The 18,412-nt window shown below is 56.7% G+C and carries 16 protein-coding genes; 8 read left to right on the plus strand and 8 right to left on the minus strand.

The genetic code is table 11. The features are described from left to right. The first annotated feature begins 106 nt into the window (after positions 1–106). Together VW41_22780 and VW41_22785 are read left to right on the plus strand one after the other, a co-directional pair. Positions 107–1,006, plus strand: coding sequence for a LysR family transcriptional regulator (locus tag VW41_22780; GenBank protein AJZ91646.1), 900 nt, complete (start codon positions 107–109; stop codon positions 1,004–1,006). Between the two features lie 94 nt (positions 1,007–1,100). Continuing rightward, positions 1,101–1,943, plus strand: a complete 843-nt coding sequence (locus VW41_22785) for a hypothetical protein (protein ID AJZ91647.1) — start codon at positions 1,101–1,103, stop codon at positions 1,941–1,943. A gap of 101 nt (positions 1,944–2,044) precedes the next feature. On the opposite strand, the gene VW41_22790 is transcribed toward VW41_22785, so the two are convergent. Beyond that, positions 2,045–4,210 carry a ferric-rhodotorulic acid transporter gene (locus tag VW41_22790; protein ID AJZ91648.1) on the minus strand — a complete coding sequence of 722 codons (2,166 nt, stop codon included), beginning with the start codon at positions 4,208–4,210 and terminating at the stop codon, positions 2,045–2,047. A gap of 361 nt (positions 4,211–4,571) precedes the next feature. Between VW41_22790 and emrD the strand changes: the two genes are divergently transcribed. Continuing rightward, positions 4,572–5,756, plus strand: coding sequence for a multidrug resistance protein D (emrD, locus tag VW41_22795; protein AJZ91649.1), 1,185 nt, complete (start codon positions 4,572–4,574; stop codon positions 5,754–5,756). A gap of 1 nt (position 5,757) precedes the next feature. On the opposite strand, the gene VW41_22800 is transcribed toward emrD, so the two are convergent. Continuing rightward, complete coding sequence (locus VW41_22800) at positions 5,758–6,693, minus strand: transcriptional regulator (GenBank protein ID AJZ91650.1); 936 nt, start codon at positions 6,691–6,693, stop codon at positions 5,758–5,760. A gap of 223 nt (positions 6,694–6,916) precedes the next feature. Between VW41_22800 and VW41_22805 the strand changes: the two genes are divergently transcribed. From VW41_22805 to VW41_22825, 5 genes are all read left to right on the plus strand, one after another. Continuing rightward, the gene (locus tag VW41_22805) at positions 6,917–8,254 is read left to right on the plus strand and encodes a DsdX permease (protein ID AJZ91651.1); all 1,338 of its coding nucleotides are present in this window, start codon (positions 6,917–6,919) and stop codon (positions 8,252–8,254) included. Between the two features lie 17 nt (positions 8,255–8,271). After that, positions 8,272–9,600, plus strand: a complete 1,329-nt coding sequence (locus tag VW41_22810; GenBank protein AJZ91652.1) for a D-serine dehydratase — start codon at positions 8,272–8,274, stop codon at positions 9,598–9,600. A gap of 265 nt (positions 9,601–9,865) precedes the next feature. Continuing rightward, the gene (locus VW41_22815; GenBank protein AJZ91653.1) at positions 9,866–11,260 is read left to right on the plus strand and encodes an MFS transporter; all 1,395 of its coding nucleotides are present in this window, start codon (positions 9,866–9,868) and stop codon (positions 11,258–11,260) included. A 91-nt stretch (positions 11,261–11,351) separates the two neighbouring features. Beyond that, positions 11,352–12,389: a LacI family transcriptional regulator gene (locus VW41_22820; protein AJZ91654.1), complete on the plus strand. Its 1,038-nt coding sequence runs from the start codon at positions 11,352–11,354 to the stop codon at positions 12,387–12,389. Beyond that, positions 12,386–13,369: a hydrolase gene (locus VW41_22825; protein ID AJZ91655.1), complete on the plus strand. Its 984-nt coding sequence runs from the start codon at positions 12,386–12,388 to the stop codon at positions 13,367–13,369. The genes VW41_22820 and VW41_22825 overlap by 4 nt, the downstream gene beginning before the upstream one ends. Positions 13,370–13,396: 27 nt before the next feature. Here VW41_22825 and VW41_22830 read toward each other — a convergent pair whose 3' ends face one another. The 6 genes from VW41_22830 to VW41_22855 all read right to left on the minus strand — a co-directional run bounded on the left by VW41_22830 (position 13,397) and on the right by VW41_22855 (position 17,985). Continuing rightward, on the minus strand, positions 13,397–14,119 hold the full coding sequence (locus VW41_22830; GenBank protein ID AJZ92060.1) for an amino acid ABC transporter ATPase: 723 nt from the start codon (positions 14,117–14,119) through the stop codon (positions 13,397–13,399). Next, positions 14,106–14,870, minus strand: a complete 765-nt coding sequence (locus tag VW41_22835; protein AJZ91656.1) for an amino acid ABC transporter permease — start codon at positions 14,868–14,870, stop codon at positions 14,106–14,108. The genes VW41_22830 and VW41_22835 overlap by 14 nt, the downstream gene beginning before the upstream one ends. 39 nt (positions 14,871–14,909) lie before the next feature. Then, the gene (locus VW41_22840) at positions 14,910–15,689 is read right to left on the minus strand and encodes an ABC transporter substrate-binding protein (GenBank protein AJZ91657.1); all 780 of its coding nucleotides are present in this window, start codon (positions 15,687–15,689) and stop codon (positions 14,910–14,912) included. A 98-nt stretch (positions 15,690–15,787) separates the two neighbouring features. Next, complete coding sequence (locus VW41_22845) at positions 15,788–16,756, minus strand: periplasmic protein (GenBank protein AJZ92061.1); 969 nt, start codon at positions 16,754–16,756, stop codon at positions 15,788–15,790. 121 nt (positions 16,757–16,877) lie between these two features. Continuing rightward, positions 16,878–17,591, minus strand: coding sequence for a hypothetical protein (locus VW41_22850; protein ID AJZ91658.1), 714 nt, complete (start codon positions 17,589–17,591; stop codon positions 16,878–16,880). Next, on the minus strand, positions 17,578–17,985 hold the full coding sequence (locus VW41_22855; protein AJZ92062.1) for a hypothetical protein: 408 nt from the start codon (positions 17,983–17,985) through the stop codon (positions 17,578–17,580). The genes VW41_22850 and VW41_22855 overlap by 14 nt, the downstream gene beginning before the upstream one ends. Positions 17,986–18,412: the final 427 nt, after the last annotated feature.

An 18,412-nucleotide genomic window follows, 5' to 3' on the forward strand; every position in this document is an offset into this window, starting at 1 on the left:
ACGTTCTCCAGAAAGTCGATTTACCTGCCGTATCACTACTCTAAGAACGCGGTATAATTTAAACAATTGGGACAAATTGGGATGAAATGATGAAGGAATCGGGACAATGGCGCGTATAGCCCTCGGCGATATCGAAGCCGTGCAGACCATCGCCCGCCGGGGATCTTTCCGCGCGGCGGCTATCGATCTGGGCGTTTCAACCACGGCGCTCAGCCATACGCTGGCAAAATTTGAGGCCGAGCTTGGCGTGCGCCTGTTCAACCGCACCACCCGCAGCGTATCGCTGACGGAGGCCGGGAGACTCTTTATCGAGAGAGTTGGGCCGTCTCTTCAGGGGCTGAACGACGCCCTTGAGAGCGTGCGGGCGCACCGCGATACCCCGTCCGGTGTGCTGCGTATCAATGCCCCGCCGTTTGCCGCTCGTCAGGTGCTTTCTTCGCTGGTTTTTGAGTTTTTACGCCGCTATCCGGAGATGCAGATCGATATAGTTACTGAAGGAAAGCTGGTTGATATCGTTGCCGAAGGTTTCGATCTTGGCGTGCGCGTGGCCGGGCTGGTGCCTGCCGATATGATTGCTCTCTCGCTTGGGCAGCCACAGCGCTTCGCCGTTGTCGCGTCTCCAGCTTATCTGGCGGAGCACGGCACGCCGCTAACGCCGGGCGACCTGCTGAATCACCCCTGTATTCGCGTCCGACTGCCGGACGGCTCTCTCTACCGCTGGCATCTGGAAAAATGCGGCGAAGTCGCACCCATTGATGTGCGCGGCCCGCTGACGCTGGACGAAGCCTCCCTGGCGCGGGAGGCGGTGTTGGAAGGTATCGGGATTGGCTTTTTTATGGAGCAAAACGTCGCCGACGAAATCCACTCCGGCAAGCTGGTTCGCCTGCTGGAAGCGTGGACGCAGCCCTTCCCGGGGCTTTGCCTTTACTATTCCGGCAGGCGGCACCCCTCTGCCGGGCTGGCCGCTTTCCTGGCGCTGGCGCGGGAAAGAGCAGCGAATTCATAACGCTTATTCTGCAATTGTAGGTGGCTTTTTGTCTGATTGAACCAGCCTGCCCTCATGCATGATAAGCCTCAAAGCTCCCTGATAAGGAATAACAATGAGACTCGCTTTAATTGGTAACTGTCAGCTAGAGATTCTGGGCGATCTGATTAAAAGTATTGAAAGTCTGCACCGTGACAGAATCGACTACATTTTTAACACACCAATTTATAAACTTCAGGAAAAAGAAAACGTTATTAATTTTTATCATGAGCTGGAAAGCTGTGATTTAATTTTTATGCAATACCACACAGAAAAGTGGGGCGCATTTTCTACCGCCACGCTGAGCAAGTATTTTGACCTTAGCCTTGTCCCTACGCTCGAGTCCCGCGTTTCAACGCCGCAACTGGGCTATTTCGATCGGCCGTTGCCGGATCTCATGGTGTACGTCGACTACCGCTTTTTACATCTTTATTTGTCGGGTATTCCGCAGAAACATGCTGTTTATCATTACCATGACACCATATCCTCCAGGGACAAGCAGCTGGAGATGCTCAGGGAGGATGCACAGAAATACCGCACCCTCTACCAGACAGGAAAACTTTTCTTCGACTATTCGGAGGTTTATTTCGAGCAGTTGAGCAATAACGTTGATTGCTTCACGACCGTAAGTCACCCGAATAATTTCCATCTCGGTATCCTGCTTCAGGCTATTTATCAAAAAGCATTTCAGGTAACGGAGAATTTCGATTTACAGGGGCAAGGACTGCTGGATAACTACCGTGCGCCAAAACTGGGGTCTGGCAATATGGATTACTTCATGATGCGAAATACCGGCCTGCCGCTGGCGAGCAAAATTAATTACGGCTATTTCGATTCTCAAAACAAAAGGGACCTCGCGCAGGCGTTACTGAAGTCGGCCTACTACCAGTCGCTGCCAGACGCTCTTCAGACTATTTAACCTACACAAGAAAAGCCGCATCGTCAGAAAGAGGGGAAAACTACGTTTCCCCTCTTTGTCCGCCCTCAAGAATGTAAAGTCGTTTTATTCAGCATACTGGCTTAGAAGCTATAGTTTGCCGTCAGCGAGAAGCTGCGCGGGGCGCCATAAACCACATAGTCGGAGAGCCAGGATTCATATTCTTTGTCGAACAGGTTGTTGATGTTGCCCTGTACGGCGAAGTTTTTCGTCACCTGGTAGCGGGTGAAGAGGTCCACCCGCGCGAAGCTGCCCTGTTTGATGCGGGTGTTGCCGTTCGGGCCGTAGGCATCCTGCCAGGTTTTACCCTGCCAGTTCACGCCGCCGCCCACGGTCACTTCCGGCAACATCGGCAGCTGGTAGCGGGTAAACAGCTTCAGGGTGGTACGCGGCTGGTCAGAGTTCACCGCCTCACCGGTATTGTCATCCGCCACGTAGCGAGAAGCCCCGAAGGTGAGCTGCCAGTTATCGGTCAGCGCGCCGTTCAGCTCGAACTCCACGCCGCGGCTCACGGTGCCGTCCACGGATTTATACGCCGTTTCGCCCGGATTGCCGTTAACCGGCGTGCCAAGGGACTGGGCAACTTTATCCTGTTCGATGCGGAATACCGCCAGGGAGGTGGTCAGGCGCGTATTAAACCAGTCTGCTTTCACGCCCGCTTCATAGCTCTTCCCGGTGGTGGGGTCGAGATAATCGCCGTTAACGTCGCGCTTGTCGGTCGGCTGGAAGATGGAAGTGTAGCTGGTGTAGGCCGACCAGGTGTCATTGATGTCGTAAACCAGGCCCGCATACGGCGTCACGTCATGCTTTTTGCTGTTCAGGCTGGTTTGCGGGGCGGTTGACGGGCTGTAGTCTGCATCCCATTCGGTATAGCGGGCCCCCACAATCAGGTGCAGCGGGTCGGCCAGCGAGAAACGCGCTGCGGTGTAGGCGGCCTGCTGGCGTACCACGTCTTTGCTGTAAAGCGAGAAGGCAGACCAGCTCGGGTCCGCGACGTTGCTGTAGAAGCTGTCCATCGCGATACCGCCGTAAGGCAATCCGGTGTTCGGCATGGCATTGTCATAGTGATTGCGCTGGCGGCTGTAGCTGCCCCCGAACATCAACTCGTGCTGGCGACCAAACAGGTCAAAGCCACCGCGTACAAACGCATCAACCGAATCCTGTTTACGCTCGCCCCGGTTCCAGCCACCGTACGCGCTGGTACCCGCGCCGGTCACTTTATCCGGGAAGCCGGTGACGTACATCAGCTTCGAATCGAAATTGGTTTCAGCGTGCAGAGTATTAATGCGCGCTTCCCAGCCGTTATCAAAGCGCTGGACCAGGTTGGCAAACACTTTGGTGGCGTCTTTGTTGGAATAAGCCCAGTCCGGTGAGGTGGTGGCGCTGCGGCTGAAGTGCGTCCGGCTGCCGTCGGCATACCAGGTGGGCAGGCCGCCCCAGGTCGGGCTGTCGTCGTTACTTTCCTGATAGTCGTAGCCAACGGAGAGCGTAGTGGAGTCTGTCACATCAGCATCCACCACGCCGTAGATGAATTTCTTGCGGGAATGGCTTTTGTCCAGCCAGGTGTCGTTGTCCTGGTAGCCGGTAACCACGCGGCCCCGCACATTCCCGGACTCGCTGAGCGGCGCGGAGAGATCCGCCACATAGCGTTGCTTGTCCCAGCTGCCGTAGCTGGCGGACACGTTGCCTTTAAATTCGCGACTGTCGGCGTGCTTGCGCACCATATTGATGTACGCCGAAGGGTTTCCGCTGCCGCTCATCAGCCCCGCCGCGCCGCGCACCACTTCAATATTTTCAAACACGGCGGTATCCGAACCAGTATCGCCGAAGTCCCAGACGTCGCTAACCTGAGTGGGCATGTCGTCGTAGGCGTAGTTGCTGATAAAGAAGCCGCGCGCAAAATAAGTGGCACGGCTGCTGTCCACCAGTTTGGTGCTGATACCGGTGGTGTTATCCAGCACCTCACCAATGGTTTGCAGATTCTGATCCTGTATACGCTGCTGGCTGATGACGCTGACGGATTGCGGAATATCGCGTGGAACCAACAGCAGTTTGGTGCCGGTGGTGGTGGTTTTGACGCTGTAATCCTGTTCTTGCCCTGCCAGCGGATTATCCGCCTGGCTATTCACCGTGATGGTGTCTTCTGCCTGCGAAGAAGGAAGCAGCGCCAGCGCAATGGCCGCCGCCAGCAGTGATGGGCCGCCTGCCCGTAACGTGAACCGTTCCCTGGAGAAGTTAACAAATGCCATGTTAAACCCTCATTTTTTGCAGTGCAGCGGCGTTTTCCGTGGCCGGCACTTCTTTGATTTTTATAAAGACGCGCATCATTAAATGCGGATGAGAAATATACGTATTTGTATTTAACCTGTAAACAAATGTAATTCCCCAAGGGTTAACGAGAATTGCACCGTTGCGGGGCAAAAAAGGGCATTTGGTGGCAATAAAAATTGCCGCTTTCGCTTTACAAACGAACACGTAAATCTGTTGTTAAAACAGCCTCATCATCTGGATTATTGCCAAGGTTGTGATAGATTCCTCTCGTTTTCAAAACATACACAGCAAAATACGCTGCGAAGCCTCTCTCTTTTTTCAGGTAAACGATCGGACGCCATGAGAAAGTTAGCCAATATCCACCTGCTGATGATGTTGATTCTGCTGGTTGCTGTCGGGCAGATGACACAGACGATTTATATTCCTTCTATTCCCGATATGGCTCATGAAATGGGCGTGCGCAGCGGCGCAATTCAGCGCGTGATGGCGGCCTATTTGTTTACCTACGGCGTGTCGCAGCTGTTTTATGGCCCGCTTTCCGACCGCATTGGCCGCCGCCCGGTGATCCTCGCCGGCATGGTGATTTTCATGCTGGCCACGCTCGGCGCGCTGTTTACCACTAATTTGCATATTCTGGTGCTGGCGAGCGCCCTGCAGGGCATGGGCACCGGGGTGGCCGGAGTGATGGCAAGAACCATGCCGCGCGACCTTTACGAAGGCGGCGATTTACGCCAGGCCAACAGCCTGCTGAACATGGGGATTCTGGTTAGCCCGCTGCTGGCACCGGTTATTGGCGGGATGCTGGACAGCGTCTGGGGCTGGCGCGCCTGCTACGGCTTCCTGCTGCTGCTGTGCGCCATTGTGGCGTTTTCCATGTGGCGTTGGCTGCCGGAAACCCGCCCGGCAGATGCCGCGCCGCCGCGCCTGATGCGCAGCTACAAAATGCTGCTCGCCAATATCTCCTTTAACTGCTATCTACTGATGCTGGTCGGTGGCCTGGCGGGCGTGGCGGTGTTTGAAGCCTGCTCCGGCGTGCTGATGGGCGGCGTACTCGGCCTGAACGGCGTAGTGGTGAGCATCCTGTTTATTCTGCCAATTCCGGCGGCGTTTTTTGGCTCCTGGTATGCGGGCCGCCAGAACGTGCGTTTCTCCAGTCTGATGTGGCAGGCGGTATTAAGCTGCCTGTTCGCCGGTATTTTGATGTGGATCCCCGGCTGGTTCGGCATCATGAATATCTGGACTTTATTGGTACCTGCGGCACTGTTCTTCTTCGGCGCAGGCATGTTGTTCCCGCTGGCGACCAGCGGCGCGATGGAGCCGTTCCCGTTCCTCGCCGGTACCGCGGGCGCGCTGGTTGGCGGCCTGCAAAACATCGGCTCCGGCGTGATGGCCTGGTTCTCCGCCCTGATGCCGCAAACCGGGCAATACAGCATCGGGATGCTGATGACGGCGATGGGCGTGCTGATCCTGTGCTGCTGGCTGCCGCTGGCGCAGCGTTTCCAGCATCACGGCGAGGCGGTGTAAGTTATTTTGCCTCTTCGGCCAGGGCTTTAAGCCAGTTGATAAAAGCGTCAATCTTCGGCCATTGTCGGCCAGCAAGGGTCGAAATGTAGTAATGCTGATGGCATTTCAACGTTTTATCCCCAAAAGGGGCGATGAGTTCGCCCCGCTCCAGCCGCTTCTGCACCAGCCTTTTTCGCCCCATCGCCACGCCAACGTGGTTCATCGCGGCAATCACCGCCAGGTCAGAGCGATCGAAGCCTATGCCCGTCGAGGTGGGTAGCTCAATGCCAAACTGCTGCGCCCAGCTGTACCACTCGTCGGTGCCGGAATCATTGCTCCACGCCTGCCGGTCGTGCAGCAAAGTGCAGTGGCGGAGCTGAGAAGGCCGGGAATGAAGCTCAAAGCGGCGGGCATACTCCGGGCTGCAAACCGGCAAAATCGCCTCATCCATCAGGAAATGGTGGCTCAGCTGCGAGGACGGTGCATCGTCAAAATAGAGCGCCAGATCGATGCCTGCGCGCTGTAAATTCAGGTTGTCGTTCCCGGTCAGAATGGTTAACGAAATAGAGGGGTAGCGCTGGGTAAAATCCTCCAGCGCAGGCACCAGCCAGCACTGGGCAATCGACGGCCTTGAGTACAGGGTCAGCGTGCCGGAGAGTTCCTGGTTTTTGATATCCAGAATCTCCTGATTCAACGTATCCAGAGACGATTTCAGCGCCCAGAACACCCGCTTGCCTTCATGCGTCAGCTCCACTTTACGGTGCGAGCGAACAAAAAGCTGGATCCCCAGCTCCTCTTCCAGCTGGTTTATTCGGTGGCTAACGGCGCTAGGGCTCAGCGACAGTTCATCCGCCGCCAGCGCAAAAGATTGATGGCGCGCCGCCACCTCAAAGGTGTACAGCTTCGACAGCTGCCAGCCGTTTAATAACCGATTGCGCCCTTCGCGTGACGTTTCCATCGTGACCTCCTTCTCAATTCCAGCAGCCAAGTTTAAAAAATCCACGACTAACCAGCAGCATTTAGTTGAAGAAAACCGAACCTGAAACACAATTCATCGCCTTATTCCGACGCAAATCACCCTGTTGGTTCAATTTAGTTCATGTGAAAGGCCAGTTTTATCGTTTGTCAGCCCAGGCGCATTTTTATCCAATAGCCCGCAATGATGCACTGGAGGATAACTAATGGGATCGCAAATCTGGGTGGTGGGTACGCTGCTTGCCAGCATAATTTTAATCGTGCTGACCATCGTAAAACTGAAGCTTCATCCTTTCCTCGCGCTGCTGCTGGCGAGCTTTTTCGTCGGCGTAATGATGGGCATGGGCCCGCTAGAGATGGTCAACGCGGTGGAAAGCGGCATCGGCGGCACGCTGGGCTTTTTAGCCGCGGTCATCGGGCTGGGCACCATTTTGGGAAAAATGATGGAAGTCTCCGGTGCCGCTGAGCGTATTGGCCTGGCGCTGCAGCGCTGCCGCTGGCTCTCCGCCGACGTGATTATGGTGCTGGTCGGGCTGATTTGCGGCATTACGCTGTTCGTTGAGGTTGGCGTGGTGCTACTGATCCCGCTGGCCTTTTCCATCGCCAAAAAGACCCACATTTCTTTGCTGAAACTGGCGATCCCGCTGTGTACCGCGCTGATGGCGGTTCACTGCGTGGTGCCCCCCCACCCGGCGGCGCTGTTCGTGACCAACAAACTCGGCGCTGACGTAGGCACCGTGATTGTGTATGGCTTAGCAGTTGGCCTGCTGGCGTCTCTGGTAGGTGGCCCGCTCTTCCTGAAGTGCCTGGGCAATCGCCTGCCGTTTAAATCCGTTCCCGCTGAATTTTCGGATCTGCAAACGCGAGACGCGGCTTCTCTGCCGTCTTTGAGCGCCACGCTGTTTACCGTGCTGCTGCCTATTTTCCTGATGCTGGCGAAAACGCTCGCGGAACTAAACATGACGCCGGGCAGCACGACATATACCGCGCTGGAGTTCATCGGCAACCCGATTACCGCCATGTTTATCGCCGTTTTCGTGGCCTATTATCTGCTGGGCCTGCGCCAGCACATGAGTATCGCTACGCTGCTGAGCCACACCGAAAATGGCTTTGGCTCCATTGCGAATATCCTGATGATTATCGGGGCCGGCGGCGCGTTTAACGCCATCCTCAAGGCCAGCGGCATGGCCGACAGCCTCGCGCTGAGCCTTTCCAGCCTGCATCTGCACCCGATCCTGCTCGCCTGGCTGGTTGCGCTTATTCTTCACGCCGCCGTCGGCTCCGCCACCGTGGCGATGATGGGCGCCACGGCTATCGTTGCCCCGCTGCTGCCGCTCTATCCCAACGTCAGCCCCGAGATTGTTACGCTCGCCATTGGCTCCGGCGCTATCGGCTGCACCATTGTGACCGACTCGCTGTTCTGGCTGGTGAAGCAATACTGCGGCGCCACGCTCCATGAAACCTTTAAGTACTACACCACGGCGACATTCATCGCTTCTTTAGTTGCACTGGCTGGCACATTCCTGCTTTCCTTTATCATCTGAGCGCCAGGAGGCTCGTTATGAAATCGACAGAATTACACACGTTAACCGAAAAATTCCCGCTGCTCAGCGAGCTTACCGCCCTGAACGAAACGACCTGGTTTAACCCAGGAACGACCACTCTTGCCGAAGGCTTACCGCATGTTGGCCTGACCGGGCAGGACGTGAAAGAAGCGCACGCCCGGCTGGCTCGCTTTGCGCCTTATCTGGCGAAAGCCTTCCCGGAAACCGCAGCAACCGGCGGTATTATCGAGTCAGAGCTGGCCGCCATTCCGGCGATGCAAAAGCGGCTGGAAAAAGAAAATGGGAAGAAACTCTGCGGCAATCTGTGGCTGAAAAAAGACAGCCATCTGCCTATTTCCGGCTCGATTAAGGCTCGCGGGGGCATTTATGAAGTCCTGACTCACGCGGAAAAACTGGCCATCGAGGCCGGGTTACTTAGCCTTGAAGATGACTACAGCCGGCTGCTGTCCCCTGAATTACGCGAGTTTTTCAGCCGCTACAGCATCGCCGTGGGCTCTACCGGCAACCTGGGTCTGTCGATTGGCATCATCAGCGCCCGGATTGGCTTCCGCGTCACGGTGCATATGTCCGCCGACGCCCGCGAATGGAAAAAAGCCAAACTGCGCAGCCATGGCGTTGAGGTGGTTGAATACGCCGAAGATTACGGCGTCGCCGTTGAGCAGGGGCGAAAAGCCGCCGAGGCGGACGCCAACTGTTTCTTTATCGATGATGAAAACTCCCGCACGCTGTTCCTGGGTTACGCCGTCGCCGGGCAACGACTGAAAGACCAATTCTCACGGCAGGCGATTGCCGTTGATGAGCAGCATCCTTTGTTCGTCTATCTGCCCTGCGGCGTCGGCGGCGGCCCCGGTGGCGTAGCATTTGGGCTGAAGCTGGCCTTCGGCGATCACGTTCACTGTATTTTTGCCGAGCCCACTCACTCCCCCTGCATGCTGTTAGGCGTTTACACCGGCCTGCATGATGCGCTTTCCGTGCAGGATATCGGAATAGATAACCTGACCGCCGCCGACGGCCTGGCCGTAGGACGGGCTTCCGGCTTTGTCGGCAGAGCAATGCAAAGGCTGCTGGACGGCTTCTATACAGTGGACGATCAAACGTTGTACAACATGCTTGGCGGGCTGGCAGAAGAAGAAAATATTCGCCTGGAGCCTTCGGCCCTGGCAGGCATGGCCGGGCCGCAGCGGGTTTGTGCCACGGCCTCTTACCACGAGATGCAGGGCTTTAGCGCCCAGCAGCTTAATAACGCGACGCATTTGGTCTGGGCCACCGGGGGCGGTATGGTGCCTGAGGCCGAGATGGCGCAGTATTTAGCGAAGGCTCGCTGATATTTCCCCTCACCCCGGTCCTCTCCCCAAAGGGGCGAGGGAGAAAACTCACGCCTTGCCCTGGCCACCGTTTTGTCCCCTCTCCCTTCCGGGGAGAGGGTTAGGGTGAGGGGCATTCCTTCCGTCATATTTTTGTCATTTAGTTACCTTACTCTCACTTCCGGTTTAATTATTTGATCAATCTACGCGCGTAGATACACTGCGAGAAATGATTAAAAATGGCATCTTCGCCGACAGATAACGTTCGCTCTCTGTGAGAATTCTAATGACGACAAGCACTTTTTCCCCTCCTCCGGCTGATACGCCACACGCGGCAGAAGAACGCCTGGCCACGCCGGAAGGCAAACGTGATTTTATTCGCGCCACTTTCTCCTGCTGGCTTGGCACCACGATGGAATACGCGGACTTCGCGCTATATGGCCTGGCGGCCGGGATAATCTTTGGCGATGTGTTCTTCCCGGATGCCACGCCTGTCATGGCGCTGCTCTCCAGCTTTGCCGCTTACTCCGTTGGGTTCGTTGCCCGACCAATAGGTGCCCTGCTGTTTGGCTGGCTGGGCGACCGCTACGGTCGAAAAATGGTGATGGTCATTACCATTGCGTTAATGGGCTGCTCCACCACGCTCATTGGCCTGATCCCGAGCTACGCACAAATTGGCGTCTGGGCGCCGACCTGTCTGGTTATCCTGCGTTTTGCCCAGGGGCTGGGCGCGGGCGCGGAGCTGTCCGGCGGCACCGTGATGCTGGGTGAATATGCGCCGGTGAAACGCCGCGGTCTGGTGTCATCCATTATCGGGCTGGGCTCCAACAGCGGCACGCTGCTGGCTTCTCTGACCTGGCTGCTGGTGCTGCAGATGGATAAAGAGACGCTGCTTGCCTGGGGCTGGCGTATTCCGTTCCTGTGCAGCATGTTGATTGCCGCTGTCGCCTTGATTATTCGCCAGCATCTGCGCGAAACCCCGGTGTTTGAGCGTCAAAAAGCGCTACTGGAAGCCCAGCGTAAACAGGTACGGGAAAAAGGGCTGGCCGAGCAGCAGGCAGACCCGCGCGGCTTCTGGCGCCGCACTCGCGCTTTCTGGACCATGGTCGGGCTACGCATTGGTGAAAACGGCCCTTCTTATCTCGCCCAGGGTTTTATTATCGGCTACGTTGCCAAGGTGCTGGCGGTGGATAAATCCGTCCCGACGCTGGCGGTGCTTATCGCCTCGGTGCTGGGCTTCGCCATTATTCCTTTCGCCGGCTGGCTCTCCGACCGCTTTGGCCGCCGTATCGTTTACCGCTGGTTCTGCCTGTTACTGATTATCTACGCTTTCCCGGCCTTTATGCTGCTGGACTCGCGTGAACCCGCCATCGTCATTCCAACCATCGTTGTCGGGATGGGGCTGGCTTCGCTGGGGATTTTTGGCGTCCAGGCCGCCTGGGGCGTGGAGCTTTTCGGCGTGACGAACCGCTATACCAAGATGGCGTTTGCAAAAGAGCTCGGGTCAATGCTTTCCGGCGGAACTGCGCCGCTGATTGCCGCCGCGCTGCTCTCCTGGACCGGGCACTGGTGGCCAATCGCACTCTACTTCGCGGTGATGGCGGGCATTGGGCTGGTAACCACTTTCTTTGCCCCGGAGACCCGAGGGCGCGACCTCAATCTGCCGGAAGACGCTATTTGATTTGTCACAGAGTTGACGGCGATTTTTACGGAGCAAAGCTTTATGCTGTGGCTCCGTTTATCGCCCGCCAGCCAAATAAAGCAGGTATTCAGTGACTAAGCCTCAAGTACACCGCGTTACCCGCGCTGAAGTCGCCAAAGAAGCAGGGACTTCCGTGGCGGTCGTCAGCTATGTGATTAACAACGGCCCGCGCCCGGTGGCGCAGGCTACGCGTGAGCGCGTGCTCGCCGCCATCAAGAAAACCGGCTACCGCCCGAACGGCATTGCCAGGGCTTTAGCCAGCGGCACCACGCGCACCTACGGTTTAGTCGTTCCCAATATTGCCAACCCGTTTATCTCGTCCATGGCGCATGCACTTCAGCAGGAGGCGTTTGCCGATGGCCGGGTGCTGTTGCTGGGCGATTCCGGTGATGACCGCGCCCGTGAGCTGGAGCTTATCAATAACCTGCTGCATCGCCAGGTTGACGGGCTGATTTATACCAGCGTCGACAGGCATCCTTACATCGATCTTATCCAGGCCAGCGGCACGCCGTGCGTGATGCTGGACAGAGTTGAGCCTGAGCTGAACGTTTGCTCGATTCAGGTTAACGAGCAGCACGCCGCCCGGCGCGCAACCCGTCATCTGATTGAGCACGGCTATCGTGACATCGCCATTATTTGCGGGCCGCAGGAGATGCTGAACACTCAGGATCGTATCAGCGGCTGGCGGCTGGCGCTGGAAGAAGCGGGCCTCGCCGTGCGCCCTGAATGGATTTTTTCAACGGATTACACCCGCCAGGGCGGGTACGATGCAACACAGCGAATGCTGGCCAGCGAATTACCTCGGGCGCTGTTTGCTACCAATGAACAGCAGGCCTTTGGCTGCCTGAGAGCGCTGTCTGAACACGGGCTTTCCGCGCCAAAAGACCTGGCCCTGGTGTGCTTTAACGGCACCCTGGAATCGGCCTTCAACGTTCCCTCTTTAACGACGGTTCGCCAGCCCGTTACGCAGATGGCGAAGAAAGCCATCGAGATGCTGAAAAAGTGGGACGGGCAGCCGCATAAATATGAATTCGATTTTGAGCTGGAGATAGGCGAGTCCTGCGGCTGCCGCTCCCTCACCACAAGCAGGAAGTCACAGGTAACATGAAGCGTTTAATTATCGATTGCGATCCGGGTAACGGCGTTGCGGGGGCTAACGTAGATGATGGCCTGGCCCTTGCCCTGGCGCTGGCGGCCCCGGAGATTTCTCTGGAACTGATTACTACCGTGTCCGGCAATACGCCAAGCGAGGTGGGCTACGCCGTCGCGTCTGATTTAGTCGCGCGCCTGGGCATGTCCGTTGAGGTCGCCCGGGGAGCTTCACGAGCGCTGATTGAGCCTGCGGCACCGTGGCGTGAGCACCTGGATCATAAAGTCGATAAAGTGGGCCTCCGGCACCTGTGGAAGGACGTTACTGCCCCGCAAATGCTGGCCGAAGTGGCCCCGCTGGCGGTGCATAAGATGGGCGAACTTATCTGTGCGAATCCTGGCAAAATCACGCTGATCGCCATCGGCCCGTTGACCAACGTGGCGCTGGCTTTGCAGCTTTACCCGCAGATGGCGAGCGCAGTAGAAGAGATTGTGATTATGGGCGGCGTCTTTCACGTTGACGGTTACCTGAAAGACACCAATTTTGGCGTCGACCCGGAGGCCGCCCACGCCGTGCTAACCAGCGGTGCCAACATTGTTCTGGTGCCGATGGACGTCACCACCCAAACCATGATGACCCACCGCGATCTGGATGCACTGGCCACCAGCGATAATCGCCTGAGTCGTTTTCTCGTGGACACCATTCGCCCGTGGATGGATTTTTCCATGCAGACCCGCCAGTTACCAGGCTGCTGGATCCACGACGTACTGACCGTCGCCTGGCTGCTTGAGCCGGCACTGGTGAGCTGGACGGAGGATTATGTGGATGTGTCGCTGAGCGGGCTGAGCCGCGGCAGAACCCTCCGCTATGGCCCGGAACATTTGCGGCTGGCGGTGAACGTTGACGCTCCGCGGGGCAAACCGGTTAAGCTGCTGCAAACCGTGGATAACCAGAAGCTGCTGCAGCTTATTGACCGCAATATCCGCCAGTTCGCATGAATAAAAAAGGCGCTTTCGCGCCTTTTTTTACAGAACCTTGCTGAGAAAAGCCTGAGTTCGCGGGTTTTGCGGCGCGCTAAAGATCTGCGCGGGCACGCCTTGTTCCTGAATCACGCCCTGGTCAATAAAGATAACCCTGTCCGCCACTTCTCGGGCAAAGCCCATTTCGTGGGTCACGATAATCATCGTCATCCCTTCCTGCGCCAGCTGTTTCATCACCGCCAGCACTTCACCGACAAGCTCAGGATCCAGCGCCGAGGTTGGCTCGTCGAACAGGATTATCGACGGCTCCATCGCCAGCGCACGGGCAATCGCCACGCGCTGCTGTTGGCCGCCGGAAAGGCTCGAAGGCCAGGCGTCGATTTTGTCCAGCAGCCCCACCTTTTGCAGCAGCTTTTCAGCCCGGTTTACCGCTTCCGCTTTTGACAGCCCTTTCAGCGACATGGGTGCCATGATCAGGTTTTCCAACACCGTCATGTGCGGGAACAGGTTAAAGCGCTGGAACACCATGCCCACGCCTTCGCGCAGCGTGTTGAGGTTGGTTTTAGGGTCATGAACTGCGAAACCATTCACAATCACTTCGCCGCCGTCCGGTTTTTCCAGCGCGTTCAGGCAGCGCAGAAACGTACTTTTACCGGAGCCGGAAGGGCCGATCACGCAAACCACTTCCTGAGGCGCGATATCACAGGAGATGCCGCGCAGTACGTGGGTTTTGCCAAACTGTTTCTGTAAATCCTTAACGTGAATCACTTTTGCCAAACCTCTTTTCCATATGTTGCACCAGCAGCGAAAGCAGGAACGTCAGCACCCAGTACACCACGGAAATGGTCAGGTACGGTTCCCAGTAGGTCGCGTAAGCGCCGGAAACGGTACGTGCCGCGTAGGCCAGGTCGGCGAGGCCGATGGCGGACGCCAGCGACGAGTCTTTCACAATGGCAATAGCGTTGTTGCCCAGCGGCGGCAGAATGCGGCGGAACGCCTGCGGCAGGATAACCTTGCGCATCGTTTTGCCCCAGCCCATGCCCAGCGCGCGCGACGCTTCCATCTGCCCTTTGTCGATGGACTGAATGCCGGCGCGGAAAATCTCGGACACATAGGCCCCGGCGTTAAGGGTGATAGCCACCACGCAGGAGAGAAACGCCCCGTATTCGGAGCGAAGATCGCGGGCAAAGTCCACAGACATCATCCCGCTGGTGATCATGATCCCGTCGCGCGGGTTAATAAACAGCGGCACCAGCGCAAAGTGAACCACCATGATCTGCACAAACAGAGGCGTGCCGCGAAATGCGCTGACGTACACGCGCACCGGCCACTGTACTGCATAACGCAGCACATGCCTCCACGGGCCGTCATCGGCGTGAGCCATACGGCCAAGCCCCAGCAGCAGCCCCCAGGTTGTGCCTAAAATCACACAGATAATGGTGCACTTGATGGTCATCAGCGCGCCCTGCATAAACAACGGCGCGTATTCTGAGATTATCTCCCAGCGAAATCCGGTCATACCTGTCCTTTTTGGGGCCGGAGCGGCCCCGATTGATAATTACTCTGCCGGGAGGGTTGGAACGTTGTTGTCGAACCAGGTGGCGTAAATTTTAGCGTAGGTGCCGTCGGCGATGATTTTCTTCAGGCCGGCGTCGATTTTGCCTTTCAGCTCGGTGTTGCCTTTGGCGACCGCGATGCCGAAGTACTGGCGCTCAAACTTGCTGTCCGGCACCAGCTTCAGCGGTTTTTCCGGGTGGGATTTGATGTAGTACTTCACCACGCCCACGTCGCCCACGGCGGCGTCGATGCCATCTTCGGTCAGTTCCTGCAGCATCAGCGGGGTGTTGTCAAAGCGCTTGATGTCGGTGCTGTTTTTACCCAACACGTCGGACACCACGATGTCGCCGGTGCTGGAGTTAACCACGCCGACTTTCTTGCCTTTCAGGGAGGTAACGGAATCGACTTTAGAGTCGGTCGGCACCACGATGGACTGCTCGGCCGGGAAATACGGCGTAGAGAAATCGACCATCGCTTTACGCTTGTCGGTAATGGTGATGCCAGAAATGATGATGTCGCGATCGCCGGAATTCAGCGTGGCGAAGATACCCTCCCACGGCGTGTTAACCAGCTTGATATCAAACCCTTCAGCTTTGGCGATGGCTTTGATGATGTCGATATCGAAACCTTCCAGCTGTTTCTGGCTGTTTTCGTATTCAAACGGACGGTAGGTGCCACCGGAACCCACGACGTAGGTTTGTGCCAGCGCCTGGGCAGAACTGAACAATGCCGCGAGCAAACACCCGCCAGCCACTACTGATTTCATCGCTTTAGTTAACATAGAAGCCCCTGGATATATGATGTTTTTATGCAGTTAATGTGCATAAAAATACATAATTACCCGAAATGCAGCAACAGATAATTCACGCTGAGTGATAATTACTGGCACTGAGGCTTCAGAATAGCGTCCAGCAGCGGCGCCATATCGGGCCGCCAGGCGCCCTCTTCCCCATCGTAGAATTTTTCATCCCCGTTGACTGCATACGGAATCTGCGCTTTTTGCAACTCACAGGCGACAAATGTCGCCATCGCAACCTGCTGATCGACCGGCAGTTTACTGCCAGTAGACCAGTTACCTACCCATGAAAGGTGGCCGGTTTTTTGCTGCCAGTGCACGGCCGTTTCGATGCGGGCATGAATAGCCGCTTTTTCCGCATCCGTCCCCGTCGTCCACTGGTTTTTTCCGTTCCAGGTTTTACCGTTCCAGTTTTTGGGGCCGCCCGGCATCAGGTGCCAGTCTGCCATTACCAGTCCGTGGCGAGATTCAGGAATTTTAAGCGTCGCCAGCGCTTCCGGAGAGGCGTGATTGCGTGGCGCAACAAAGATATGGCGCTGAGGGCTGATTTTATGAATCGCCTTCACGGTTTTATCGTAAATCTGGTTAAGCAACTGAGGGTTGGCGCTGAGTTTCTCTTCCGGCTGCCCGATGATGTCGAACACCAGCGAATTATCATTTTTGGCAAAAAAACGCGCAACGGTCGTCCACCACTCTACGATATCCTCCGCATTTTCAGCGGTCGGCTTTGCTTTCAGCTCCGCTGCCCGGTAGCTGATCACCGGCACGATATGGTACTGCTCGCAGGCATCAACGATACGCCGTAAATGCACCAGTTTCTGATGAGTTATCGGCCCTGCAACGCGAATGCGGACATGGCCAAAGCCGCGCTGCTGAAAGTCACGCACCGTCAGAGGGTCAAACTCGCGGATCCCTCGCTCTGTTAACGCCCAGTCAACGTTCATCCCCACCCCAAGCTGGCTGGTCCAGGTGGGCGGCAAAACGTCCTGCGGCGCAGCAAACGAACTGGCACAGAAAGAGAGGGCAACCAGAATAAGAGTCGGCTTTAACATCGGCGGCACGTTACTTAGCGAAGGAAAACTAATATTTAGCATGCTTTTACCGTTTGCGGGGAGTGAGGATTGCAATAAAAAATGAATGGTGATGCCGAGTGTGAAGCGCGCCCCGCAGGAATCACTCGTCGCTGAGCACAACGCCGAGTCTGTCCGCCATCTGCATTATCTCGTTGACGACGTCTGGCGCAGAAAATATCCCGCGGGCTTCACGATGAAGCACCAAATCCGTGGGCAATACTCTGTCACCATAGAAAAGAAAAGCGCTGCTGTCATCGTGCTGCCGGGATTTCCACACCATACCGTCAATAGCAGGGTTCTGATGGTGGATCGCGCGGGCCCAGCGCTGGGTTTGCGGGTAGATCGGCCGATCGCTGAGAAGAAAAAGCTGCTTTGATAACCCCATCCGGTAAAGGTCTGCCGTTTTCAGCGTGACTAACGTCAGCTCTCGCCTGAGCACCAGCTGGCTCATGCCCCATTTAATCCAGGGCCTGATGGATAGAAACCCTCGCCGCTCACCGCCAATCAGATCGTGAAAAAGCGTTTCAGCCAGCGCGCCAGCCACACTGTCCGCCGCATACAGGCTCGGCACCAACCGCCCCCGCATATCTTTAAAAGGGCTGAACCTTGCACCGTAATCGTTGCTGCTCAATTCACGCCCGGGATTAAAGCTGTTTCCCGGCCAACTCATGGCATGGCAGCGGTAAAGCACCTTGCCCGCTGGCAAGGTCTCTTTAAAAATCGAAATAGCATCGCCAGGCTCAGGGAGAGCGGGGGTAAGCGCAGCAGGTTCACCAAAAACGGAGCTCGTATTGGCCTCATCACTCTGCGCCATCCTGCAGCCTCCTGACCTCGTATTCAGCAGCCTGAAGCACATTAGCCGGATAAGTAGACACCATTTCGGCTGGCGTTTTGCCCGCCAGCAGGCCGTTAGACGTTGCGAACCACTCGGCCAGGCCCCAGGCGGTTTTGTGCCGGGCGAAGGTGTCCAGAATGGCTTTCATTACCGGCAGAGGGCGATAGTTTTCATCGAGGCCATAGCGCGGGTAAACGTTCCCCACCCCACGTTTGATCACCGAGAAGATTTTCCCGGCCGCCTTCCAGCGCGTGGGCTGGGCAGAGACATTCTTTGCCGAGTAACCGCCCAGCAAAGCGATATCATGCGTGGTCAGCCAGCCTTCGTCCGTTAACCTGTCCCGCGCCTGCGCCAGACGAGCCTGGTTCACCACCTCACGCTGCTGAGCCGGCGGAAGCAAACCGCTTTGTGTCGCGTGTAGTCTTGCCGGATCCGCATTGTAACTTGCGGCTGGTTCATGGGCCGCCAGCGTGCCATCGCCGATCAGCTTCTCACCGTAAAGTTCCACCAGCTTTTCGTAGCCATTATTAAGCTCCAGCGCCTGCTGCTGGGTTTGTAGCTCTTCGGTCGCCTGCAGGAGATGGGAAAGCTGGGCGTGCAGTTCCTCAAGCCCGGAGACGCCCCCCCGGAGCGCTAATTGCAGAGTTAGCCCTGCTTCGCGCCTGTTGTTTTGCTCGCGAACGCCTTTTGCGAGCGTGAGCTTCACGCGCTCGCTGTCAAACAGCACCCGGTCTTTTTTCTTCTCAATACGCCCGGCTTGTCTGGGTAACATTCCGCCCCCTAAAATAACCTTTCTAACC

It is taken from the genome of Klebsiella michiganensis (genome assembly GCA_000963575.1).
GTDB lineage: Bacteria > Pseudomonadota > Gammaproteobacteria > Enterobacterales > Enterobacteriaceae > Cedecea > Cedecea michiganensis_A.

What these genes read in the sequence shown, in the direction of transcription:
- VW41_22805 (AJZ91651.1), top strand. Translation starts at nt 6,917, where the DNA reads ATGGGATCGCAAATCTGGGTGGTGGGTACGCTGCTTGCCAGCATAATT.
- VW41_22835 (AJZ91656.1), bottom strand. Translation starts at nt 14,870, where the DNA reads ATGACCGGATTTCGCTGGGAGATAATCTCAGAATACGCGCCGTTGTTT.
- VW41_22825 (AJZ91655.1), top strand. Translation starts at nt 12,386, where the DNA reads ATGAAGCGTTTAATTATCGATTGCGATCCGGGTAACGGCGTTGCGGGG.
- VW41_22810 (AJZ91652.1), top strand. Translation starts at nt 8,272, where the DNA reads ATGAAATCGACAGAATTACACACGTTAACCGAAAAATTCCCGCTGCTC.
- VW41_22850 (AJZ91658.1), bottom strand. Translation starts at nt 17,591, where the DNA reads ATGGCGCAGAGTGATGAGGCCAATACGAGCTCCGTTTTTGGTGAACCT.
- VW41_22845 (AJZ92061.1), bottom strand. Translation starts at nt 16,756, where the DNA reads ATGTTAAAGCCGACTCTTATTCTGGTTGCCCTCTCTTTCTGTGCCAGT.
- VW41_22790 (AJZ91648.1), bottom strand. Translation starts at nt 4,210, where the DNA reads ATGGCATTTGTTAACTTCTCCAGGGAACGGTTCACGTTACGGGCAGGC.
- VW41_22785 (AJZ91647.1), top strand. Translation starts at nt 1,101, where the DNA reads ATGAGACTCGCTTTAATTGGTAACTGTCAGCTAGAGATTCTGGGCGAT.
- VW41_22800 (AJZ91650.1), bottom strand. Translation starts at nt 6,693, where the DNA reads ATGGAAACGTCACGCGAAGGGCGCAATCGGTTATTAAACGGCTGGCAG.
- VW41_22840 (AJZ91657.1), bottom strand. Translation starts at nt 15,689, where the DNA reads ATGTTAACTAAAGCGATGAAATCAGTAGTGGCTGGCGGGTGTTTGCTC.
- emrD (AJZ91649.1), top strand. Translation starts at nt 4,572, where the DNA reads ATGAGAAAGTTAGCCAATATCCACCTGCTGATGATGTTGATTCTGCTG.
- VW41_22815 (AJZ91653.1), top strand. Translation starts at nt 9,866, where the DNA reads ATGACGACAAGCACTTTTTCCCCTCCTCCGGCTGATACGCCACACGCG.
- VW41_22780 (AJZ91646.1), top strand. Translation starts at nt 107, where the DNA reads ATGGCGCGTATAGCCCTCGGCGATATCGAAGCCGTGCAGACCATCGCC.